This is a genomic window from Rhizobium sp. NLR8a, from assembly GCF_019685235.1.
In the GTDB taxonomy this organism is placed as follows: Bacteria; Pseudomonadota; Alphaproteobacteria; order Rhizobiales; family Rhizobiaceae; genus Rhizobium.
Genome location: NZ_JABDWI010000020.1, coordinates 34586 through 57768 on the forward strand (window position 1 = coordinate 34586; position 23183 = coordinate 57768).

Below are 23183 nucleotides of genomic sequence, written 5' to 3' on the forward strand. Positions count from 1 at the left end.
TTTTCAGCGGCCGGTTTACGCGGCGGGCTCGCGGCGTTCATCGGCATTCACCTGCGCGGCGAGACCCTGTTTGACAAGAACCTTCAACTCGCCCGGATGCAGCCGGATCGAGACGTCGCGTTCGAGCGGCAGCAGCTCGCCGTCCATGACGCAATTGGCCTTGGAGCGCAACTTCGGGAAATGCAGCTGCACCTCGGCCGGGTGCATCACCATGACATCGGCGTTCTCGCGGACCTTGCCGCGCAGCATGTCGACGGCAAGGCGGGCGACACCGAGGGGTTTTAGCGGATTTGCAGTATAAAAGCCGAGTTCGCCGCTTCTCAGATTGTCGGCGTAGAGCAGCGGATTCTCGCCGAAGGGATTGTTGGAGACCGAAATCGCCGACACCCTGCGGCGTTCGCGCATGCCGGCCGCCTGGAACTCGACCTCGAATTCCGGCGGATTGAAGATGACGCCCAAGGCCGCTTTCGTGCTCGCCCGTATTTTGCCCAATCGGGAGCGATAGCTGTAGGCGTTGCGGTAGCGAACCATCCGAGCATGCAGACCGGCGGAAAACTGGTGAATGAAGGGCCGGCCGTTGGCGCTGGCAATATCGACATTATCGATCTCGCCGGAGGCAAGCACATCGAGCGCCTGCCAGATATCGAGTGGCACGCGCAGCGAGCGGGCAAAGAGGTTCATCGTGCCGGCGGGTACGACGCCGAGCGCGACGCCGTTTTTCCAGGCGATCGATGCCGCCGCCGAAATCGTTCCATCGCCGCCGCCGGCCACGATCCCGTCGATATCGTCGCGCTTGGCCGCCCGCTCCATGGCGGGAATGATCTCCTTTCCGGAGAAGACGATGGCGTCGAAATCGTGCCCGGCGTCGCGGAATGCTTCTTCCGCCCTCTTTTCGTAGGCCAGCATGTCGGTGGTCCGGAAGGTGCCACCGTCGCGATTGAAAAAGCCTACAAACTTCATAAGGGCTCCCGTCCCTGGCGCGGAAACAATACTGCCTTTGCTCCTGAGATGGTTGCGGTATCGGCGATTTCAAGCGCGGCCGCTTTTCCTAAGAAGCAGCTGAAATGCAAATATTGCAACCGACATATGCACATAGCAGGACGCTGCACTGCAGAAAACGCACTCGACGCCAGCCGATGCGTCCGGGATAGATAAGGAATATCGGAGATACGTACCTCCGCCTCCCGCCATTCGAATGATCGGCCCACAGCCGCGCTTGCGCCAGCGGCCATCGCCAAGCCAAAACCGCATCGAGGAACTCTCGTGAGTGAGATTACCGTCAATGATTCCATCGACAGCCAGGATGAAGTGCTGCCGTCGGCAACGACCGTGGCGCTGGTGCAACTGGCGCTCGCCTGCGGCGGCTTCGGCATCGGCACCGGCGAATTCGCGATCATGGGGCTCTTGCCCAATGTCGCCGCCACCTTCTCGGTGACGACGCCGCAGGCCGGCTACGTCATCAGCGCCTATGCGCTCGGTGTCGTCGTCGGCGCGCCCGTCATCTCCGTGCTCGCGGCGAAAATGGCACGCCGCACGCTGCTGCTGACACTGATGCTGATCTTTGCCGCCGGCAATATATCAAGCGCCATGGCGCCGACCTTCGAGACTTTCACCCTGCTGCGCTTCGTCAGCGGCCTGCCCCATGGCGCCTATTTCGGCGTGGCGGCGCTTGTCGCCGCCTCGATGGTGCCGGTGCATCGGCGCGCCCGAGCGGTCGGCCGCGTCATGCTCGGCCTGACGGTTGCGACACTTCTCGGCACGCCCTTGACGACATTTTTCGGACAGTCGCTCGACTGGCAGGTAGCGTTTTTCTCCGTCGGCGTGCTCGGCCTGCTGACGGTGACGCTGATCTGGTTCTACGTACCCAAGGACCGGGTTTCCGAAGAAGCGAGTTTCGCACGCGAACTCGGCGCCTTCCGCCGACCGCAGGTCTGGCTGACGCTCGGGATTGCTGCCGTCGGCTATGGCGGTATGTTCGCCATGTTCAGCTATATCGCCTCGACGACGACCGAAGTGGCGATGTTGCCGGAAACGGCCGTTCCGATCATGCTGGTGCTCTTCGGCGTCGGCATGAATGCCGGCAATTTCATCGGCTCGTGGCTCGCCGACAAGTCGCTGCTCGGAACGATCGGCGGCTCGCTCGTCTATAATATCGTCGTGCTGACCACCTTCTCGCTGACCGCCGCCTCCCCCTATATGCTCGGCCTTTCGGTCTTCCTCGTCGGCTGCGGTTTTGCCGCCGGCCCGGCGCTGCAGACGCGGCTGATGGATGTCGCCGCCGATGCGCAGACGCTGGCCGCAGCTTCCAACCATTCCGCCTTCAACATCGCCAATGCGATCGGCGCCTGGCTCGGCGGCCTCGTCATCGCCTCGGGTTACGGCTTTGCGGCCACCGGCTATGTCGGCGCGGCACTCTCCTTCCTCGGCCTCTTCGTCTTCGCAGCCTCAGCCCGCCTGGAGAGCCGCACCCGCAGCACGCAGGCGGCGTGACCGATCTTCGCTGCAACGCGTGCAGGTGCGACATTCTGGCGTTAAGCATTTAGCCGGCTTGACTTTTTCCGCGTTCGGCACCACGTAGCATGCACGTGGACGGCACCTGTCAGCCACGGATTTCAACGGAGTCATCTTAGCGATGCCAAGCGACAGTAGCAGTCGATTGCCTTTGCCGTACGCGGCCGCCCTCGTGCGCTGACCGACTCCTGTCGGCTCGCCCGATCGGACGCTACGGCGGATCGACGGAAAGGCGAGCCTCATGAATATCAATCGCTTCCCTCTTCGGGCAGGCCATGCCGCCCGTGCCTTCATCAACAATAGCCGCGGCGCCACGATCGCCGAACGCGTCGACGCGTTGAACGCGCTCAGCATCCAGGACGCCGGACGGGTGCTGTCCGGCATGCCGCTCGACTATGCTGTCAACATCCTCGATCGGCCGGAGCTTCGCAACGCCGCACAGATCCTGGCGCTGATCAGCGCCGAGGACGCCGCACGGCTGCTGCATGGCATGTCCAACGACCGCGTCGCCGACGTGCTGCTCGAACTCGACGGCGAGACCCGCGCCCGGCTGTTCTCCAGCCTCGACGAGCCGGTGCGCGTCTCTATCCAGCATCTGATGGGCTATCCGCCGCGCACGGCCGGCAGCATCATGACGACGGAATTCGTCAGCGTGCCGGATAGCTGGACCGTTGCCCAGACGCTCGATCATGTGCGCCAGGTCGAACGTTCGCGCGAAACCGTCTACGCTATCTACGTGCTCGACGAGGTCAGCCATGCGCTGATGCACGTGGTGACGCTGCGTCGCCTGATCACCGGCGAGCCGGATGCCTCCATCCTCACGGTCGCTCAAAAAGGCGCTCCGGTTTCGGCCGATCCGCTGATGAAGCAGGAGGACGTCGCCCGGCTGATCCGCAAGCACGACCTGCTCGCCTTGCCTGTCATCGACGAACATGGGCAGGTGCTCGGCATTGTCACCGTCGACGACGTGATCGACACGATGATATCGGACACCACGGAAGCGGCCCAGAGGTTCGGCGGCATGGAGGCGCTCGGCCAGCCCTACATGAAGATCGGCTTTGCCGGCATGATCCGCAAGCGCGCAGGCTGGCTCGCCGCCCTCTTCCTCGGCGAGATGCTGACGGCGAGCGCCATGCAGCACTTCGAAGGCGAGCTGGAAAAGGCCGTCGTGCTGACCCTGTTCATCCCACTGATCATGAGCTCCGGCGGCAATTCCGGTTCGCAGGCGACCTCGCTGATCATCCGCGCCCTTGCACTCGGCGAGCTGAAGCTTTCGGACTGGTGGAAGGTGCTGTTCCGCGAATTGCCGACCGGCATCGTGCTCGGCGCGATCCTCGGCCTCGTCGGCTTCATCCGCATCGTTTTCTGGCAGTCAGCCGGGCTCTATGATTACGGCCCGCATTGGCAGATGGTCGCCATCACGGTGTTTGCCGCCCTGATCGGAATCGTCACCTTCGGCTCGATCTGCGGCTCGATGCTGCCCTTCATGCTGCAGAAGTTGCGGCTCGATCCGGCCAGCGCCTCGGCCCCCTTCGTCGCCACGCTGGTCGACGTCACCGGACTTGTCATCTACTTCTCGGTGGCGCTGCTTATCCTCAGTGGGACGCTGCTGTAGAGCAAAAAGCCCTCATCCTAGCCCTCCCCGTTCTGACGCGGAGAGGGGACGTGCCTTGCGAGAGGCATATGGAGGCTGAGAGGTCGCGACCTATCCCCTTCTCCCCGCGTGCGGGGGAGAAGGTGCCGGCAGGCGGATGAGGGGGCGGGCTCGAGGTCCGAGCAGAGAAAAAAGTATTGTTCGTCAACAAACTGCCAGCAAACCGAGGGAAATTATCTCACCTCTGGCAGCTTCAGCGGCCCATGCGTCTTGATGCTGCGGATGGCGAAGTTCGAGCGGATGTCGCTGACATTCGGCAAGGTCAAGAGCGTGTCCGTCAGAAGTCGTTCATAGGCAGCGAGATCCTCCACCACCACTTCTGCCAGAAAGTCGGCGGTACCCGAAATCAGGAAACACGAGACGATCTCGGGGATGGCGAGCAGCGCCTTCTGCTGCGCCTCGGAATTTTCGCGGCTGTGATGCACCACCTTGAACTCGACGAAGACCGTCAGGCCGAGACCGACCTCCTTGCGGTCGATATCGGCGGTGTAGCCGCGGATGATACCGGAGCGTTCGAGATTACGAATGCGGCGCAGGCAGGGTGACGGTGAGAGATTCACCTTCTCGGCGATCTCGACATTGGTGGCGCGGGCATCCTCCTGCAGGCATTTCAGGATGGCAATATCGAATTTGTCGAGATTTGGCATTTTCGCGATATCCATAGGCATAATTTGGCAGAAGATTGCGTATACCACGATTTTCAAGCCACAGATAGCAAGGACATGCCCCGGCCTCCGGCGCTAATCTCTTCCTCAACCGGACAAGATCCGGATGGAGGAAAGGATTGGAACGATGAGCACGATCGCATTTTCAAACGACAAGTCACCTTCGCAGACGCTCGGTTATGCCGCCGGCAGCATCACCGTCTTGATCTGGGCGACCTGGTTTCTGGCGACCCGCCACAGCGCCGCGACGTCGCTCGGCTCGATCGATATCGGCCTCATCCGCTACGGCATTCCGGCGCTTGCGCTTTCGCCCGTCTGGCTTCGCATCGGTCTGCTGCCGAAGGGCGTGCCGCTCTATCTGCTGGCGGTCATGGTCGCCGGCTGCGGCGCGGTCTTCTTTCTGGTGACGACGCTTGCCATTCACTCCACACCGGCGGCCTCCTCCGGCATCCTGCTCGGCGGCTCGATGCCGCTTGCCACCGCACTGATCGGCATTGTGCTGTTTCGGGAACGGCCGGATGTCACGCGCCTCGCCGGGCTGGCCGCCATAGTCGGCGGGGTCCTGATCCTGCTTGCCCGCAGCCTTGCCGATGCCTCCCTGCCCTGGACAAGCTTTGTCATGCTGCCGGCCGGCGCCGTGCTCTGGGCAAGCTACACCCATGCCTTCCGCCGCTCGGGTCTGACGGCCATTCAGGCGAGCGCACTGATTGCCGTCTGGTCCTTCCTGATCATGGCCGTGCTCGCACTCGTCTTCGGTATCTCGCTGCCGCAGGCCCCGCTTCCGGAAATCGGCCTGCAGGTGTTGAGCCAGGGCATTCTGTCGGGCCTCGTCGCCATGGTCGCCTATGGCACGGCCGTTCGTACCCTCGGCGGAACACAGGCCGCCGCCTTCACGGCGCTGACGCCCGTTCTTGCCACGCTCGGCGGCGGCCTCCTGCTTGGCGAAGCAATTGGCGTTGCCGAAATCAGCGCCGCCGTGATCACCGGCATCGGCGTCGCACTTTCGACGGGGATTGCCGCGCGACGCTGACCGTCAGCCGCGACCGACAATACGAAGCCGCCGACAGCCATTGCTGCGGCGGCTTTTCAGTGTGTTCTCGGTCGTTCAGGCCTGGATGACGACGACCCTGGCGCCGACCTCGACGCGGCTATAGAGGTCGATCACATCGTGGTTCATCATGCGGATACAGCCGCTCGACATGGCGAGACCGATCGATTCCGGCTGATTGGTGCCGTGAATGCGGAAATGCGTGTCGTTGCCGCCGCGATAGAGATACATCGCCCGCGCGCCGAGCGGGTTGTTCGGGCCGCCCGGCATGCCGCCCGCAAGCCTGCGATAGCGTTCCTCGCGGCGCTGCATGTTTTCCGTCGGCGTCCAACTCGGCCACTCGGCCTTGCGCCCGATATAGGCGTTGCCGGCAAATGCCAGTCCCTCGCGGCCGACACCGACGCCATATCGCATCGCCCTGTTGTCACCGAGGACGTAGTAGGCGCGACGCGCCGGCGTGTCGATGACGATCGTGCCCGGCGCATGCGCGCTTTCATAGGCCACTTCCTGGCGGCGAAGTTCCGGCTTGATCTTGTCGATCGGCACCTGCCTCAGCGGAAACTTTTCATCCGGAAGCGCGGCATAATTCGTCTGGCTGTTCAAGCCGGTCGAGGAGCAGCCAGCGACGAAGAGCGGCAAAGCGATCAGAAAACCCCGGCGGGAGATCGTCATGAATGTGTCCTTAGCGCGTCAACAAGATGTCGCAAGCTAAGGAATTTATGGTTAACGAACGGCTAACAGCAGCCGCCGAAAGGCGATCACGAAGACGTCAGCGGTCGAAACAACCGCCGATGTCCGGCGCTCCACCTCACATATTCGGATAGACTGGCCCCTCGCCGCCCTGCGGCGGCACCCAGTTGATGTTCTGGTTGGGGTCCTTGATGTCGCAGGTCTTGCAGTGCACGCAGTTCTGGGCGTTGATGACGAAGGTCTTGTCGCCATCCTTCTCCACCCATTCGTAAACGCCGGCCGGACAGTAGCGGGTCGACGGGCCGGCATAGACGCCGAGTTCGGAGCTCTTCTGCAGCCCCATGTCCTTGACCTGCAGATGCACCGGCTGGTCTTCCTCGTGATTGGTGTTCGACAGGAACACCGACGACAGGCGGTCGAAGGTCAGGACGCCATCCGGCTTGGGATAGGCGATCGGCTGGTGATTGGCGGCCGGCTCCAGCGACTGCGCATCGGTCTTGCCGTGACCAAGCGTACCGAAGAAGGAAAATCCGAACAGCGTGTTGGTCCACATGTCGAGGCCGCCAAGTGCCACGCCAATCGCGGTGCCGAACTTCGACCACAGCGGCTTGACGTTGCGCACCCGCTTCAGATCCTTGCCGATGTCGCCTTTGCGCCATTCATTCTCGATCTCGACAACCTCGTCGTGGCTGCGGCCGGATGCGATCGCCGCCGCCACCCTCTCGGCCGCCAGCATGCCCGACAGCACCGCATTATGGCTGCCCTTGATGCGCGGCACGTTGACGAGGCCGGCCGAACAGCCGATCAGCGCGCCGCCGGGGAAGGAAAGCTTCGGCACCGACTGATAACCGCCCTCGGTGATCGCACGCGCCCCATAGGACAGCCGCTTGCCGCCCTCGAAGGTTCCCCGGATCGCCGGATGCGTCTTGAAGCGCTGGAACTCCTCGAAGGGATAGAGATAGGGGTTTTTGTAATTGAGGTGGACGACGAAGCCGACCGCCACCAGATTGTCTTCGAGGTGGTAGAGGAAGGAACCGCCGCCGGTCTTCATGCCGAGCGGCCAGCCGAAGGAGTGCTGCACCAGGCCCCGCCTGTGATTCTCGGGCTTCACCTGCCAGAGCTCCTTGATGCCGATGCCGAATTTCTGCGGCTCGCGATCCTTCTGCAGATCGAACCTGGCGATCAGCTGCTTGGCGAGCGAACCGCGCACGCCTTCACCGATCAGCGTATATTTGCCGCGCAGCTCCATGCCGCGGGTGTAGTTCGGGCCGGGCTCGCCGTTCTTCTCGATGCCCATGTCGCCGGTGGCGACGCCGATAACCCCACCCTTGTCGTCATAGAGCACTTCGGTTGCGGCAAAGCCCGGATAGATCTCGACGCCGAGCTCCTCCGCCTTGCCGGCCAGCCAGCGACAGACGTTGCCGAGCGACACGATGTAGTTGCCGTGATTGTTCATCAAGGGCGGCATCAACACATTCGGCAGACGGATCGAGCCGGCCGGGCCGAGCACCAGGAAGTGATCTGCGGTCACCTCGGTCTTGAAGGGATGATCGGCTTCCTCGCGCCAGCCGGGCAGCAGCCGGTCGATGCCGACGGGATCGACGACGGCGCCGGACAGGATATGGGCGCCGACCTCCGCGCCCTTTTCCAAGACCACGACCGACAGTTCCGGATCGACCTGCTTCAGCCGGATCGCCGCCGCCAGACCGGCAGGACCGGCGCCGACGATCACAACGTCGAATTCCATGCTCTCGCGTTCGGGCAGCTCAGTCGTCTCGGTCATTCATTCGTCTCCGCTCGGCCAGTGGCCATCATCCCATGGCCACTGTCTTGTCAAAACCGCGACGCATTGTCGAGCCGGGATGCGACAGCCAATCCTCAATTCGCACAAAGACATTTCTGCCGATACGAGAGTTACAATAACGCTTACGTTAACGTCAATTGCGAAACCAGCGAGACCCAACCCTCCCTTTCCTTTTTCGTCGCCCGCGCCTTATACATCCCTCGAAGACATCGGAGAAGATCATGGATCTCGGTATCAAGGGAAAACGGGCGCTCGTTCTCGCCTCCTCGCGCGGGCTTGGCCTCGGCATCGCCGCGGCACTCGCGCGCGAAGGCGCAAACGTGCTGTTGTGCGGGCGCAGTGGCGAACAGCTGGAGGCCAATTGCGCGGCGATCAACAACGAAGGCAATGGCCGGGCCGACTGGATCTGGGCTGATCTTGGCGACGAGCGCTTTGTCGAGACGGCAACGACGGCGGTGAAGGAGAAGTTCGGCGGCCTCGACATCCTCGTCAACAATACCGGCGGACCAACGCCCGGCACGACCGAAGAGATGACGGCCGAAAAGCTCGAAACCTATTTCCTCTCCATGGTCGCGCGGGTGATCACGCTCACCAACGCGCTGCTGCCTGATATGAAGGCGCAAGGCTGGGGCCGCATCCTGACGGTCGCCTCATCAGGCGTGATCGAACCGATCCCCAACCTGGCCCTGTCGAACACGCTGCGCCCGGCGCTTGCCGGCTGGAGCAAGACGCTTGCCTCCGAAGTGGCGAGCTTCGGCATCACCACCAACCTGCTTCTGCCGGGCAGCATCTTGACGAGGCGGCTCGACGATCTTGACGGCGCCGCGGCAAAGCGGACGGGCAAAAGCCTCGAGGAAATTCGCGCCGACAAGGAGGCGCGCATTCCCGTCGGCCGCTATGGCAGGGTCGAGGAATTTGCCGCAACGGCCGCCTTCCTGTGCAGCCAGCCCGCAAGCTACATTACCGGCTCGCTGATCCGCTGCGACGGCGGCGCGGCACGGTCCGTCTAGAGCCGCTCAGGCCGCACGGGCCGCCGCGGCGGCCCAGGTCGCCGCGCTCCGGATCATCTGTTCGACATTGGCCGGATCGTCGGCGAGTTCGGCGAGTTCGGAAAGCCGATGGAAGCCGGTCAGGATCGCAATACGCCGTCGGTCGAGCCTGCGTCCGGTCAGGAATTCATAGGCCGAGACGATGCGCGCGGTCAGATCGGGCGAGATGAAGTTTGAATAGATGAACTCCTGGTGCAATGGACCAAAACCTGAATCGGCGAAATCGTAAATGCCGTTGAGCCTACCCTGCCGATAGTCGAAGGCCATATTCCAGCCGTGACCGTCGAAGAAACCGTAGATGTTGCCGTAGGGATCCGGCGGCAAGGCTTCGAAATCCGAAACAACGGTCTCGGCAAAGCCTTTGATATCAGCCGGCAGCACCGGCAAAGCCTTCGTTCGAACCGCCTCTGGCGATTGCCATGGCTGGATCGCTCCGGCGCCGGCCGCCCGCACGCGATCGGCATCGAGCGCGTGCAGTTCGGCGTAGAAACGCGAGAGATCCTCCGCCAGGCGCTGGCGGTCGCCCTGCCCGAGCGCATCGTAATCTTCGGCAATGAGATGTTGCCCCTCGAGCTTGGCATGGCTGGAGAAGATCGGCGGCCCGTCGTGAATGCGCATGTCGGGCACCGCCATTGACAGCGACGGTCGAACGATGTCGAGCAAGGCGGCTTCCTTCACGAGCGCTCTTTCGGCGCCGATATGGCGGGGAAACTTGAAAATCAGCGTGTCGTCGACGTCGACCGCCATCGAATCCCAGCCCTTTGCCGCGAGCTTGAAAACGGAGCCCGTCAGTTCAGGAAACACGCTTGTGATGAGGGTGCGAAATTCGCTGACGTTCAACTCTGTCATGACGACCTGCCTTTTCTGTTTCCCTGTTCCTTGGGTGCAGGCGAGCAGCATCGGCCCGTCGGGAACTGTCGGCGTGCAGCCGCCGAAGCCGCGCCAAGTGGCACCCGGACTATATTAGTACAATTTGAATATTACGGAACATTCATTACAAAAATTTAAGCCGTTATAACCACTTAGTGATCGCGACACGGGAATTATGTCCTTTTTGCGCCGCAATATAAGCTGCTCAATCAAGCATAAATTCGCACCCTTGCTCAAACCCCGGTCTCGCCCATGAAGAAATTTTGGATCACCGTCAGTTTTGTCGCAATCGCCGCGGTCGGCGTTTGGCAATTCGGGAATCTGGTCCCCTATGCCGCACACATTCCCTACCTCTCGCAGCTCATCAAGCAGCCGGCCGGCGGCAATGGCGGCAGGCAGGCACAGGGCGATCAGACGCAGACCAATCAGGCGCCGACCGACCAGGCCGAGAATGGCGGGCAACACCAGGGTGGCGGGCGCAGACGCGGCGGCGGTCCGACCGTCGTCAAAACAGTCGCTGCGGTGAAAACGACGCTGCCGACGGATGTCACCGCGTCCGGCTGGGCCGATGCCGACGACAATACGACCATGGCCGCACAGGAACAGGGCCTGATCGTCAGCATCAATGCGCAGGATGGAGCCACCGTCAAAGCCGGCGATCTGATCGCCAAGCTCGACGACCGGACGGCGAAGGCGGCGGTCGACAAGGACAATGCGATGATCGTCCGGGATACGGCAACGCTTTCGGAAGCGGAGACGGCCCTGGTTCGCGCACAGGACCTGTTCGACCAGAAGGCCGGCACCCAGCAGAGCCTCGACCAGGCAAGAGCTGCCCGCGACACCGCCACGGCCACAGTCGAGGCTGACAAGGCCACCCTCGCCTCGGATCAAATCATCCTCGAGAATACGGATATCCGGGCGCCCTTCGACGGCCGGCTCGGCGATATTGCCGTCAGCAAGGGCGCCTTCCTCAATGCCGGCTCGGCAATCGTCACCATCGCGAAATACGACCCGATCTATGTGAAATTCCACCTGCAGGAGCGCTATTTGCGCGCCCTGAAGAAGGCGCTGGCAGTCGGTCCGGTTGAAGTCAGCACGGTTCCCGCCTCCGCCAAGGGGCAAGTCCGCAAGGGCGAAATCAGCTTCTACGACAACACGGTCGATACCGCCTCCGGCACGATCTTGGCCAAGGCACAGTTCGAGAATGCCTCCGGTGCGCTCTGGCCCGGCCAATCGGTCAACATCGTCGTGCACTTCAACAACGACGAACAGCAGGTTGTGGTGCCGACGGTTGCCGTCAGTCCCGGCCCCGACGGGTTCTTCGCCTTTGTCACCAAAGACGGCAAATCACATCTGACACCGGTCACCGTCGCCCGCGCCAATGGCGGCTTCACTGCCATCGAATCCGGGCTTCAGGCAGGCGACCATGTCGTGGTCGAAGGCCAGGGTCAGCTCAGCGACCAGCAGACGATCAACGAGCAGTTCGACGACAAGACGCTTGACGTCGCGTCTGCCGAAGCGACTCGGCAACCGCAGCAGTCCGAGACGATCGCGGTGGGAGCGCAGCAATGATCCCGAATTTCTGTATCCAGCGCCCCGTCGCGACGACGCTGCTTGCCATCGGCGTCATTCTGGCCGGTCTTGCCGGCTACCGGCTCGTGCCGGTTGCAGCCCTGCCGCAGGTCGATTTTCCGACGATCAACGTGTCGGCGCAGCTGAGCGGCGCCTCGCCGCAGACGATGGCAACCTCCGTTGCCACGCCGCTGATCAAGCAGTTCGAGACCATTCCCGGGATCAGCGAAATCAGCGCCTCGAGCTCGCTCGGCAGCACCAGCATCGTGCTGCAGTTCGATCTCAACCGCGATATCGATGCGGCCGCTGCCGACGTGCAGGCGGCGATCTCACACGCGACCCGGCAGCTGCCCGACAACCTGACGACACCACCGAGCTATCGCAAGACCAACCCCGCCGATGCGCCTGTGATGCTGCTTTCCGTGCAGAGCAACACCATGCCCCGCAGCAAGCTCGATGAGATCGCCGAGGACATCATCTCGCCATCGCTTTCGACGCTGCCCGGCGTTGCCCAGGTGAGCGTCTATGGGGCGCAGACCTACGCCGTGCGCGTCGAAGTCGACCCCAACAAGCTGCTCACCCGCGGCATCGGCATCGATACCGTCAACAAGGCGCTTGCTGCCGCCAACAGCCAGCAGCCTGTCGGCACGCTGCAGAATAATTCGCAGAGCATGACCATCACCGCGAACACGCAGCGCACCAATGCCGAACAATTCCGATCGCTCGTCATTGCCAATCCGAACGGTGCGCCGATCCATCTCGGCGACGTCGCCGATGTGCAGGATGGGGTCGAGAACCAGTATACCGGCAGCTGGTATGATGGCCAGCGCGGCATCATCCTCGCCATTCAGCGTCAGCCCGATGCCAACACGGTCGATGTCGTCGATGCGATCAACGCCAAGCTGCCGCAACTGCACGCCGAAATTCCGTCTTCGATGACGACCGTGGTCATGAACGACGCTGCAAAACCAATTCGCGCCGCCATCGCCGATGTGAAGTTCACGCTGTTCCTGACCATCGGCCTCGTGGTTTTCGTCATCTACCTCTTCACCGGCCATGCGACGGCGACGATCATTCCGGGGCTTGCCGTTCCGCTGTCGCTGATCTCGACCTTCGGGATGATGTATTTGCTCGGCTACAGCATCGACAATATCTCGCTGTTGGGGCTGACGCTCGCGGTGGGTCTGGTGGTGGACGATGCGATCGTCATGCTCGAAAACATCCTGCGTCACGTCGAAGAAGGCATGCCGGTGCGCGAAGCGGCGATCAAGGGGGCGGGCGAAGTCAGCTACACCATCATTTCCATGTCGGTTTCGCTGATCGCCGTCTTCATCCCGATTCTCTTGATGGGCGGCGTCGTCGGCCGCGTGTTCAACGAATTCGGCATGGTGGTCGCCATCGCCATCATCTCGTCGGCGATCGTCTCGCTGACGGTGACGCCGATGCTCGGCTCGCGTCTTTCCAACAATCACAGCCGGCCGCCGCTCCTCATTCGCCTCTTCGATGCCGGCTTCGAGCGGACGCTCAACGGCTACGACAGGGCAGTCGGCTGGTGCCTTCGCCATCGTCTGACGATCCTCGGCGTGTTCCTGGGCTCGGTGGCGCTGACGGTCTATTTCTTCATGACGCTGCCGACGAGCTTCTTCCCGCAGGAGGATATCGGCCGCCTGTCGATCAGCACGCAGGCCCGGCAGGACATTTCCTATTCCGCCATGGAGGCGCTGCAGCAGCAGGCGGCAGCCGCCGTCAAGGCGAACCCGGCGGTCAACCACGTGATGTCGACGATCGGCGGCAATCCAAACAGACCGCAGAACAATGGCTCGATGTTCGTCGAACTCAAGGACAAGAAGGAGCGCCCGCCGCTTGATCAGACATTGCGTGAGCTGCGCACTGCGATCAACAAGATCCCCGGATTGCAGGCCTTCGTGACGCCGAACCAGAGCCTGCGCTTCGGCGGCCGCCAGACCGCCAGCCAATATCAGCTGGTCATTCAGGCGCTGAGCGCCGACCAGACCAACCTCTGGGCCGGCAAGATCCAGGCGGCGATGCGTGTTGACCGCGGGCTGTTTACCGATGTGACATCGGATGCCCAGAACAACGCCCTGCAAGCCAATATCGTCATCGATACCGAGCGGGCGGCGGCCTATGGGATTGACAATGATACGCTGCGCACGACGCTGCAGGAGTCCTTCAGCGGATATGCAGCGGCGGAGATCCAGTCGACCGGCGACAGCTACGACGTCATCGTCGAATACGACACCAGCAAACCCTGGGACGACCAGAAGCTGTCGGAGATTCGCATCGCCTCGTCCAATGGCAGTCTGGTGCCGCTTTCGAACTTCGCGCACGTGCAGCGCACCACCGGCCCCGTGACGATCAACCAGACGGGCCAGCTCGTCTCGACCACCGTTTCCTTCAACCTGCCGGAAGGGGTTTCGCTCAGCGACGCGACGGCAGCGATCGACCAGATCAAGAAGGAGATCGGCCTGCCGGCCGATGTCTTCACCTCCTATGGCGGCACGGCCGAGATCTTCGCACAGTCGCAAGGCAATACGCCGTATCTGATCCTGGCGGCGGTGCTGACCATCTATGTCGTGCTCGGCGTCCTCTATGAAAGCTTCATCCATCCGCTGACCATCCTGTCCGGCCTGCCCGCGGCGGCGTTCGGTGCGCTGCTGGCGCTTGACATCATGGGGTTCGACCTGTCGATCATCGCCCTCATCGGCCTGTTGATGCTGATCGGCATTGTCAAGAAAAACGCGATCATGATGATCGACGTGGCGGTGGAGACCATGCGCACGACGGGGGAAAAGGCGACGGCGGCGATCCACGAGGCCTGCGTACGACGCTTCCGGCCGATCATGATGACGACGTTCTGCGCCCTGCTCGGCGCCCTGCCGATCGCGCTCGGCACCGGCGCCAGCTCGGAGCTGCGCCAGCCGCTCGGCATCGCCGTGGTCGGCGGCCTCGTCGTATCGCAGCTGCTGACGCTGTTCATCACCCCCGTCATCTTCGTCGAGATGGACCGGTTCGGAAACTTCCTCGGCCGGTTGGTGGGCGGCCGGAAGAGGGTCGAGGAACCAGTGCTGCAGGAGACAAGGGCGCTGGCCGCCGAGTAAGGCGTTCTGGCGATGCCGGGCCTTGCTGGTCCGCCTCCTGCCGCCGATCGGCGAAGAAGCGGACATGGCAGAGCGCCTCGATCTTCAATCCACTTGAATGTGTCACGCCCCTGTGGCATCAACCGCCCTCCTTGATCCGGGCGTCCTTACGCCCTTGCGGAGCGCTGCTCCGTCTCCAACAACAATCGGCATGAAGAGGTGCGGGCATGGCTCAGGCGCTGGGTTTCGACTTCGGCACGACGAATACGGTTCTCGCCATGGCGGATGGCGGAGCAACGGGCTCGATGACGTTCACAAGCGCGGCCGGGACGGCCGACAGCATGCGGACGGCACTTTCCTTCATGAAGGACGCCCAGCTCGGCGCCTCGGCGCTGAAGGTGGAGGCGGGCCATGCGGCGATCCGGCAATTCATCGACAATCCCGGCGAATGCCGGTTCCTGCAGTCGATCAAGACCTTTGCGGCAAGCGCGCTGTTCCAGGGCACGCTGATCTTCGCCAAGCGGCACAATTTCGAGGACCTGATGGAGGTCTTCGTGCGGCGCCTTCGCAACTATGCCGGCGACAGCTGGCCCTCGGATGTCAGCCGCATCGTCACCGGCCGTCCGGTGCATTTCGCCGGCGCCAGCCCCGATCCGGCGCTCGCGACCGAACGCTACAACGAGGCGCTGTCGCGTTTCGGCTTTCCCGAAATCCACTATGTCTACGAACCGGTCGCCGCCGCCTTCTATTTCGCGCAGAACCTGAAGCAGGATGCGACGGTGCTGGTCGCCGATTTCGGCGGCGGCACGACCGACTATTCGCTAATCCGCTTCGAAACCGTCACCGGAAGGCTGACGGCAATGCCGATCGGCCATTCCGGTGTCGGCGTCGCCGGCGATCATTTCGATTATCGAATGATCGACAACATTGTCGCACCGCTGATCGGAAAGGGCAGCCACTTCAAGAGCTTCGACAAGATTCTCGAGGTGCCGTCCAACTACTATTCCAGCTTCGGCCGCTGGAACCAGCTGTCGATCTTCAAGACCACGCGCGAATTCGAGGATCTGAAGAAACTGGTGCGCACCAGCCTGGAGCCGGAAAAGCTCGAAATTTTCATCGACCTCATCGACCATGACGAAGGCTATCCACTCTACCAGGCGGTGTCGGCGACGAAGATGGCACTCTCGGCTGCCGACGAGGCGCCTTTCGACTTCGCGCCGCTTGGCCGCGGCGGACAGCGCAGCGTCAAGCGCCGCGACTTCGAAGGCTGGATCGCCGAGGATCTCGCCCGCATCGAAGGCGCACTCGACGAGGTGCTCGTCAAGACCGAGACGAAGCCTGCTGACATCGACAAGGTATTCCTGACCGGCGGCACCTCCTTCGTGCCGGCGGTGCGCCGCATCTTCACCGAGCGGTTTGAGCGTGACCGGATCGAAAGCGGCGGCGAGCTGTTGTCGATCGCCCACGGACTGGCGCTGATCGGCGAACGCGACGACATCGCACAATGGACTGTGCAATAAAGTCGGCGAGCGCGGCCAATGTGCCGCCCGCCCTTTCAATGCCACGATCTCTTCGCTAGATTTGCCGCATGATCTCCGCCAACGACCTTTCGCCCGCCGAGCTTGCAGCGCTTCTGCATTTCCATGCGGATGCCGGCGTGGAATGGCTGCTGGAAGAAGAGGCGGTCGACCGCTTCGCCGAATTCGAGGCGATGAAGTCCGCGCGCCGTCCGGCGGCGCAGGCGCAGCAGGAAAGGCCCATTGCTGAGGAACGTCCTCTCCCTGGGCATCGCCAGACATCGCCTCGTCCGACTGCAGCGGCGCATCCAGCGCAGGTCTCCGGGCCGCAGCCGGCGATCCCGGACGGCGAGGCCGTGCAGCAGGCGCGTTTCGTCGCCGAAGCTGCTCGGTCGCTCAGCGAGTTGAAGACCGCGATCGAAGCCTTCAACGGTTGCAATCTCAAGCACAGCGCCCGCTCGACCATTTTTGCCAGCGGCGACGCCGAAAGCGGCATCATGGTGATCGGCTCGGCGCCGAGCGCCGAAGACGACCGCGAAGGCCTGCCCTTCTCGGGTAAGTCCGGCCAGTTGTTCGACAAGATGCTGGCGGCGATCGGGCTGAACCGCTCGAGCGTTCTGCTGACGCAGGTCATCCCCTGGCGCCCGCCGGGCAACCGGGCGGCATCGGCGGCCGAGATCGACATCTGCCGGCCCTTCATCGAACGACAGATCGCGCTCATCGAACCGCAGGCGATTCTGCTGCTCGGCAATTTCGCGGCGCGATTCTTCTTCGGGGAAAACGACACGATTCACGGCCTGCGGGGCCGCTGGAAGGACATCGTCATCGCGGATCGTGCCATTCCGGCCATCGCCAGCCTGCATCCCCAGGATCTGTTGACCGCGCCAGTCAACAAGCGGCTGGCCTGGAACGATCTTCTCGCTTTTCAGGCGAAACTCATTTCCCTCTCCTTGCTCAGAAATTAGCCGAAGTTGAATAATTTATGAAGCGCGCCATGCATTTTTCGCATGGCTGCACCGCGTCAGCATGCCTTGCAGAATCCATGTTGCACTGCAATATAAACCTGTGTCTTGGGAGGAATCACAGGAACCAAGGCCATGAACAAAAGATATCGTCCTATCCATTCCGGGTTTGAAACCCTTCGCCTTGCCGGCGACCAGCTTCGCTCCACACATGGCTACAGCCGCTTCGGCTTCGCCACGAACGAACAGATGATTGCCCGCGGCACCGGCATCAACAGCCGCACGGCGCGCCCGAATGCCATTTTCTCGGACTTCCAGCAATACTGAGCGCAATCGCTACAGGCCGCGTCTCTCCAGACGAGCGGCTCGTCCTGTAGCACTCTGAATTTGCTGCATTTTCATGTCAGAATCATCCACCATGTCAACGATCCTGTTATCGCTTCTGCGCAACATCGAAACATTCGAGCATATCCGCGCCGCGGTCTGCGCCGCGCGCGAATATGAGCGCGAGCTGTCGCTAAAGCCAGCCGATGCCGCCTCGGGCTCAGGAGCGATCGTGTTGTGATCCCTCCGTCGGCGCGTCGATCTGGGCCTTCGCCCATTCGAAGGCCTCGTCGACATAGGCGAACTTGACGGCCTGCCAGGCGCAATATTCTTCGACGAAATCCCGCGATATCCAAAGGCGCGTCTTGCGCGGCTCGTCGAGCCAGCCGACGCAGCCGCGCTGCGCCGCCTTTGCCAAGAGCCGCTGCAGGTGCGTGCGCGACATCATGAAATCGGCGGCGAGCGCGCGGGTTTCGACGCGGCCGACGAGAAACCTGTCGGACTCGGTGTTCTCCGCATCCATCCGGCTTATGAAGTTGTCGACGACGAGGCCGCCCGCTTCCGTCCAGAGAAACTGCGCCACCCGCTCCGGCGGCTCCCGCCAGGCGGCATCTTCCAGGCAATGGCGGGCAATGCGCGGCTGAACGAGCTTCATCAATGCTGGATTTGCCTGGAAAAAGGCCGCCCTTTCGCCGCTGTCGAGCAGGTCGAGGGCGGCCAGATTGGCGTGGATCCAGCCAAACATCGCCTGGTGGCTGACATTGGCCGGTTCGAAATGTCGTGGCCGGCGCCGCTCGTCACCAGGCGTGTGGGTGATGAAGCGGTAGGTATAAAGTTCTTCGATGAAGGCGAGCACGGTGTTACGGCTCGCCACCTTGTGTGCGGTGATGCGGCCGGTCAGCCGAACGGCGGTGAAACCCGACGTCGGGTCGCGCGGATCATATTCCAGGTGGAGGGCATAGGCGGTCTGAGTCAGGAGCCAGCGCTGATGGGAGGCGAGCAGTCGCGCCAGACGTGGACCGGCGTCGAACATGCCGCGCGTCTGCCCAGCCAGAAAGCGGATGCTCATCAAAAAGGAGCAGTTCCCCGCCAATTGCTCCGCCGTGAACGCCATTATGCTTTTCTCCATCTCCGCTCGCACACAGCGTTCGGAGCAGTAATATCAAAAGCCGTAAAGCGGCTCATTCAGACATGCATAGCGTTGAATAAATGATAGTTTCTCATGTTCAACAACCACATTCCGCAGGTCGACGCCATCCCAAGAATTCGCCATTCTTTTCGCTCACCGGAAGCAAGCCTCGCGCGATGTCGATCGACGCGCTGAAATCTTGCCGGCCGTGAGCCTCAGGCTTGCGGCGTCGTCGCCTTGCGCGCCTCGCGCTGTTCGATGCCCAGCTGATGCTCGCGATAGATGATGAAGATACCGGCGGCAACGACGATGACGGTACCGATCAGCATGGTGACAGTTGGCACGTCGCCGAAGACGAAGTAGCCGACGATACCGCCGAGCAGGATCGAGGTATATTCGAACGGCGCGATGGTGGAGACATCCGCGTGGCGATAGCTTTCCGTCAGCAGAATCTGAGCGACGCCGCCGCAAAAGCCGGCAGCGATCAGATAAAGCGCCGACGGCCATGGCAGGACGAGCCAGCCGAAAGGAAGGGAAGCCAGCGAGAAGACCGACGCGGTAAGCGAAAAATACAGCACGATCGTCGCGGTCTTCTCCTCCTCGACGAGACGACGCACCTGGATCATCGCCATGCCGCCGAGAACGGCCGAGAGCAGCACGCAAAGCGCGCCGAGGGCCTGTTCGGCTTGCATGCCGCCGTCACGCAACAGCGTCAGCTTCGGCCAGGAGACGATGGCGACGCCAACAATGCCGACGAGGACGGCGCTCCAGCGATAGATGCGCACGGTTTCGCCGAGAAAAACCGCGGCGAAGACAACGGCGACGAGCGGCAAGGCGTAGCCGAGCGCGATCGCCTCCGGCAGCGGCAGATGCAGCAGGCCGTAAAAACCAAAAGCCATCGACAGGATGCCGATCGTGCCCCGCTTCAGGTGGCCGACCGGGTTGGCCGTGTGGAAGGCCGCGCGTAGCTGGCCGATATAGGCGAGATAGGCCATGATCGGGAAGAGCGCGAAGAAGGACCTGCAGAAGGTGACCTGGCCCGGCGGGATATCCGGGCCGGCCAGCTTGATGAAGGTCTGCATGGCCAGGAAGACCACGACCGATGAGACTTTCAGCGCAATGCCTCTCATCGGGTTTCTGAAAACCGAGTGCATGATCCTGGCTCTGATGCTGACTTAACAGGAACGGGGAGACGCGTCCGACTCGGGGACGCGGCGAGTGACGTCTGTCATCGTAGCTAAAGAAAATCGAGTTGGGCGAAAATTTATCGCTTTTCGCATCCAATCCGGCCGGTCAGGCGAAATACCACCAAGCGAATTGCGGCGGCCTCGACTGGCCGCATCGTGCAGCCGACGCAGAGCGGCGCTGCGGCGCTCGATCCGGTATAGCGTTTCGGCCGACAGCCACGTTCATCCGCTTCCAATAGATATTTTGCCTGCGAACTTCGCGTTCGCGGGCAATTTGCTTTAACTTTAGTTCAGACTTTAATGTAATCATGCCCGGCAATTTAGGCAGAGTGCGCCCGCCTCTGTATCCGCGGTTGTCAAATAACGGTCTTCAGGAAACACCATGCGAACAGATAACGGCCAGGTCATTCACCTGGCAGATTACCGTCCCACCGACTTCGTGCTGGAACGCGTGGACCTGACATTCGAACTTGATCCGACGGAGACGAAGGTCGAAGCGCGTCTCATCTTTCATCGTCGTCCGGGCGCCGACATTGCGGCGCCGATCGTGCTCGACGGCGACGAGCTGACACTGGCGGGGCTGCTGTTCGACCAGGTGGAGCTTGACCCTTCACGTTATGACGCGACGCCGGAAAGCCTGACGGTCCGCGACCTGCCGGAGAGCGCTCCCTTCGAGCTGACGATCACCACGATCATCAATCCTGAAGCCAATACCCAGCTGATGGGCCTCTATCGCACCGGTGGCATCTACTGCACGCAGTGCGAGGCGGAAGGCTTCCGCCGCATCACCTATTTCCCCGACCGGCCCGACGTGCTTGCACCGTTCACGGTCAACATCATCGCCGACAAGGACGCCAACCCGTTGCTGCTGTCGAACGGCAACTTTCTCGGCGGCGCCGGCTACGGCCCCGGCAAGCATTTCGCCGCCTGGTTCGACCCGCATCCGAAGCCAAGCTATCTCTTCGCCCTCGTTGCCGGCGATCTCGGCGTCGTCGAAGACACCTTCACCACCATGTCTGGCCGCGAAGTGGTGCTGAAGATCTATGTCGAACACGGCAAGGAGTCCCGCGCAGCTTATGCGATGGATGCGCTGAAGCGCTCGATGAAGTGGGACGAAGAGCGGTTCGGGCGCGAATATGATCTCGACATCTTCATGATCGTCGCTGTCTCCGACTTCAACATGGGGGCAATGGAGAACAAGGGTCTCAACGTCTTCAACGACAGATATGTCCTTGCCGATCCCGAGACCGCGACCGATGCCGACTACGCCAATATCGAAGCGGTCATCGCGCATGAATATTTCCACAACTGGACCGGCAACCGCATCACCTGCCGCGACTGGTTCCAGCTGTGCCTCAAGGAAGGCCTGACGGTCTATCGCGACCAGGAATTTTCCTCCGACCAGCGCTCGCGCCCGGTCAAGCGCATCGCCGACGTGCGTCACCTGAAATCCGAGCAGTTTCCGGAGGATGGCGGCCCGCTCGCCCATCCGGTGCGGCCGACGACGTATCGCGAGATCAACAATTTCTACACGCGGACGGTCTACGAGAAAGGCAGCGAAGTCACGCGGATGATCGCGACGCTCATCGGCAGGGACGATTTCAAGAAGGGCATGGACCTCTATTTCAACCGCCATGACGGCCAAGCCGTGACGATCGAGGACTTCGTCAAATGCTTCGAGGATGCAAGCGGGCGCGACCTCACGCAATTCTCGCTCTGGTACCATCAGGCCGGCACGCCGCTGGTCACCGCATCGGGCGGCTATGATCCGGCGGCCGGCACCTTCACCCTGTCGCTCGAACAGATGGTCCCGGCGACACCCGGCCATTCGAGCAAGGAACCGATGCATATTCCGCTTAGCCTCGCGCTCTTCGGCGAAAACGGCGGCAAGATTGAGCCGAGCTCCGTCAGCGGCGCCGAATATGCCGACGAGGTGCTGCACCTGACCGGCCGCACGCAGACGGCGGTATTCCACGGCATCGGCTCGCGTCCGGTCGTCTCGATCAACCGCAGCTTCTCGGCGCCAATCAACCTGCATTTCGATCAAAGCCCGGCCGATCTTGCTCGCCTCGCCCGGTATGAGACGGATCATTTCGCCCGCTGGCAGGCGCTGACCGACCTGGCGCTGCCGAACCTTCTCAAGGCCGCCCGCGACGCGCGTGAGGGCAAGCCCGTCGCCTGCGAGGCGACCTTCGTCGAGACGCTGATTGCGGCTGCCGCCGACGAGAGCCTCGAGCCCGCCTTCCGCGCCCAGGCGCTGGCACTGCCGAGCGAATCCGATATTGCCCGCGAACTCGGCGGCAACATCGATCCCGATGCCATCCATGCCGGCCGGCAGGCGATCCTGAAACAGATCGCCGATGCCGGAAAGAACGTCTTTGCCGGCCTCTACGCCGCAATGACAACATCAAACGATTTCAGCCCGGATGCAAAAAGCGCCGGCCTGCGCGCGCTGCGCAACAGCGCCCTCACCTATCTCACCTATGCCGAGCAGACGCCGGCTCGCGCCAAGGCCGCCTTCGACGCGGCCGACAATATGACCGATCTCAGCCATGCGCTGACGCTTCTCGTTCATCATTTTCCCGAGAGTGCAGAGACGGGTGAGGCGCTGGCCACCTTCCGCGACCGCTTCGCAGAAAACGCGCTCGTCATCGACAAATGGTTCTCCATTCAGGCCGGCATTCCAGGCGCCAAGACCCTGGAACGGGTGCGTGCCCTCATGGAGAATTCGCTCTTCAGGCGGACCAATCCGAACAGGATGCGGGCACTGGTCGGGACTTTCGCCTTTGCCAATCCGACCGGCTTCGGCCGTGCCGACGGCGAAGGCTATCGTTTTCTCGCCGGCGAGATTCTTGAAATCGACGAACGCAACCCGCAGCTTGCCGCCCGCATTCTGACATCGATGCGCTCCTGGCGCTCGCTGGAGCCAACACGTGCCGATCATGCCCGCGCCGCATTGAGCAGGATCGAACAGGCGCCCAACCTTTCCACTGACGTGCGCGACATTGTGGAGCGCACGCTTAAGGGGTGATTTGCCGAACCGGCGGCCGCGCAGGATGCTGCCGGCCAGCCGGCCGGCTGATTAGAATAGCGCAAAAAATAC

At 62.2% G+C, this 23183-nt stretch carries 18 protein-coding genes; 11 read left to right on the forward strand and 7 right to left on the reverse strand.

Going from position 1 to position 23183, the window contains the following annotated elements:
• Nucleotides 1–15: 15 nt before the first annotated feature.
• A complete protein-coding gene (locus HJC04_RS29935; RefSeq protein WP_210628549.1) occupies nucleotides 16–960 on the reverse strand; it encodes a diacylglycerol kinase family protein in 945 nt (314 codons plus the stop codon).
• A gap of 303 nt (nucleotides 961–1263) precedes the next feature.
• Between HJC04_RS29935 and HJC04_RS29940 the strand changes: the two genes are divergently transcribed.
• Nucleotides 1264–2490 (forward strand): MFS transporter, encoded by a 1227-nt coding sequence (locus HJC04_RS29940; protein WP_221147745.1) that lies wholly within the window; start codon nucleotides 1264–1266, stop codon nucleotides 2488–2490.
• A 262-nt stretch (nucleotides 2491–2752) separates the two neighbouring features.
• The gene (gene mgtE / locus HJC04_RS29945) at nucleotides 2753–4126 is read left to right on the forward strand and encodes a magnesium transporter (RefSeq protein ID WP_210628551.1); all 1374 of its coding nucleotides are present in this window, start codon (nucleotides 2753–2755) and stop codon (nucleotides 4124–4126) included.
• 212 nt (nucleotides 4127–4338) lie between these two features.
• Here mgtE and HJC04_RS29950 read toward each other — a convergent pair whose 3' ends face one another.
• Nucleotides 4339–4812, reverse strand: coding sequence for an Lrp/AsnC family transcriptional regulator (locus HJC04_RS29950; RefSeq protein WP_210628552.1), 474 nt, complete (start codon nucleotides 4810–4812; stop codon nucleotides 4339–4341).
• A 145-nt stretch (nucleotides 4813–4957) separates the two neighbouring features.
• On the opposite strand from HJC04_RS29950, the gene HJC04_RS29955 reads away from it, so the two are divergent.
• Entirely contained in the window at nucleotides 4958–5860 is a 903-nt protein-coding gene (locus HJC04_RS29955; RefSeq protein ID WP_210628553.1) for a DMT family transporter, read from the forward strand.
• Nucleotides 5861–5935: 75 nt separating this feature from the next.
• Here HJC04_RS29955 and HJC04_RS29960 read toward each other — a convergent pair whose 3' ends face one another.
• Together HJC04_RS29960 and HJC04_RS29965 are read right to left on the reverse strand one after the other, a co-directional pair.
• Nucleotides 5936–6550, reverse strand: coding sequence for a L,D-transpeptidase (locus HJC04_RS29960; protein WP_210628554.1), 615 nt, complete (start codon nucleotides 6548–6550; stop codon nucleotides 5936–5938).
• Nucleotides 6551–6686: 136 nt separating this feature from the next.
• Nucleotides 6687–8351, reverse strand: coding sequence for an electron transfer flavoprotein-ubiquinone oxidoreductase (locus tag HJC04_RS29965; RefSeq protein ID WP_221147746.1), 1665 nt, complete (start codon nucleotides 8349–8351; stop codon nucleotides 6687–6689).
• 242 nt (nucleotides 8352–8593) lie between these two features.
• On the opposite strand from HJC04_RS29965, the gene HJC04_RS29970 reads away from it, so the two are divergent.
• A complete protein-coding gene (locus HJC04_RS29970; RefSeq protein WP_210628556.1) occupies nucleotides 8594–9382 on the forward strand; it encodes an SDR family oxidoreductase in 789 nt (262 codons plus the stop codon).
• Between the two features lie 6 nt (nucleotides 9383–9388).
• Here HJC04_RS29970 and HJC04_RS29975 read toward each other — a convergent pair whose 3' ends face one another.
• Nucleotides 9389–10270, reverse strand: coding sequence for a phosphotransferase family protein (locus tag HJC04_RS29975; protein WP_210628557.1), 882 nt, complete (start codon nucleotides 10268–10270; stop codon nucleotides 9389–9391).
• Between the two features lie 273 nt (nucleotides 10271–10543).
• Between HJC04_RS29975 and HJC04_RS29980 the strand changes: the two genes are divergently transcribed.
• From HJC04_RS29980 to HJC04_RS30005, 6 genes are all read left to right on the forward strand, one after another.
• Nucleotides 10544–11863: an efflux RND transporter periplasmic adaptor subunit gene (locus HJC04_RS29980; RefSeq protein WP_210628558.1), complete on the forward strand. Its 1320-nt coding sequence runs from the start codon at nucleotides 10544–10546 to the stop codon at nucleotides 11861–11863.
• The gene (locus HJC04_RS29985) at nucleotides 11860–14982 is read left to right on the forward strand and encodes an efflux RND transporter permease subunit (protein ID WP_221147747.1); all 3123 of its coding nucleotides are present in this window, start codon (nucleotides 11860–11862) and stop codon (nucleotides 14980–14982) included. Before HJC04_RS29980 ends, HJC04_RS29985 begins: the two co-directional genes overlap by 4 nt.
• A 206-nt stretch (nucleotides 14983–15188) precedes the next feature.
• The gene (locus tag HJC04_RS29990) at nucleotides 15189–16481 is read left to right on the forward strand and encodes an Hsp70 family protein (protein WP_221147748.1); all 1293 of its coding nucleotides are present in this window, start codon (nucleotides 15189–15191) and stop codon (nucleotides 16479–16481) included.
• A gap of 68 nt (nucleotides 16482–16549) precedes the next feature.
• Nucleotides 16550–17443, forward strand: a complete 894-nt coding sequence (locus HJC04_RS29995) for a uracil-DNA glycosylase family protein (RefSeq protein WP_210628561.1) — start codon at nucleotides 16550–16552, stop codon at nucleotides 17441–17443.
• A 132-nt stretch (nucleotides 17444–17575) separates the two neighbouring features.
• Nucleotides 17576–17767: a hypothetical protein gene (locus tag HJC04_RS30000; protein WP_168294200.1), complete on the forward strand. Its 192-nt coding sequence runs from the start codon at nucleotides 17576–17578 to the stop codon at nucleotides 17765–17767.
• A gap of 91 nt (nucleotides 17768–17858) precedes the next feature.
• On the forward strand, nucleotides 17859–18005 hold the full coding sequence (locus HJC04_RS30005; protein ID WP_210628562.1) for a hypothetical protein: 147 nt from the start codon (nucleotides 17859–17861) through the stop codon (nucleotides 18003–18005).
• On the opposite strand, the gene HJC04_RS30010 is transcribed toward HJC04_RS30005, so the two are convergent.
• Nucleotides 17985–18878, reverse strand: a complete 894-nt coding sequence (locus HJC04_RS30010) for a hypothetical protein (RefSeq protein WP_221147749.1) — start codon at nucleotides 18876–18878, stop codon at nucleotides 17985–17987. The genes HJC04_RS30005 and HJC04_RS30010 overlap by 21 nt on opposite strands.
• Nucleotides 18879–19108: 230 nt before the next feature.
• On the reverse strand, nucleotides 19109–20047 hold the full coding sequence (locus HJC04_RS30015; protein WP_210628564.1) for a DMT family transporter: 939 nt from the start codon (nucleotides 20045–20047) through the stop codon (nucleotides 19109–19111).
• A 415-nt stretch (nucleotides 20048–20462) separates the two neighbouring features.
• Here HJC04_RS30015 and pepN point away from each other — a divergent pair, with 415 nt between their 5' ends.
• Nucleotides 20463–23111: an aminopeptidase N gene (gene pepN, locus HJC04_RS30020; protein WP_221147750.1), complete on the forward strand. Its 2649-nt coding sequence runs from the start codon at nucleotides 20463–20465 to the stop codon at nucleotides 23109–23111.
• The last annotated feature ends 72 nt before the right edge of the window (nucleotides 23112–23183 follow it).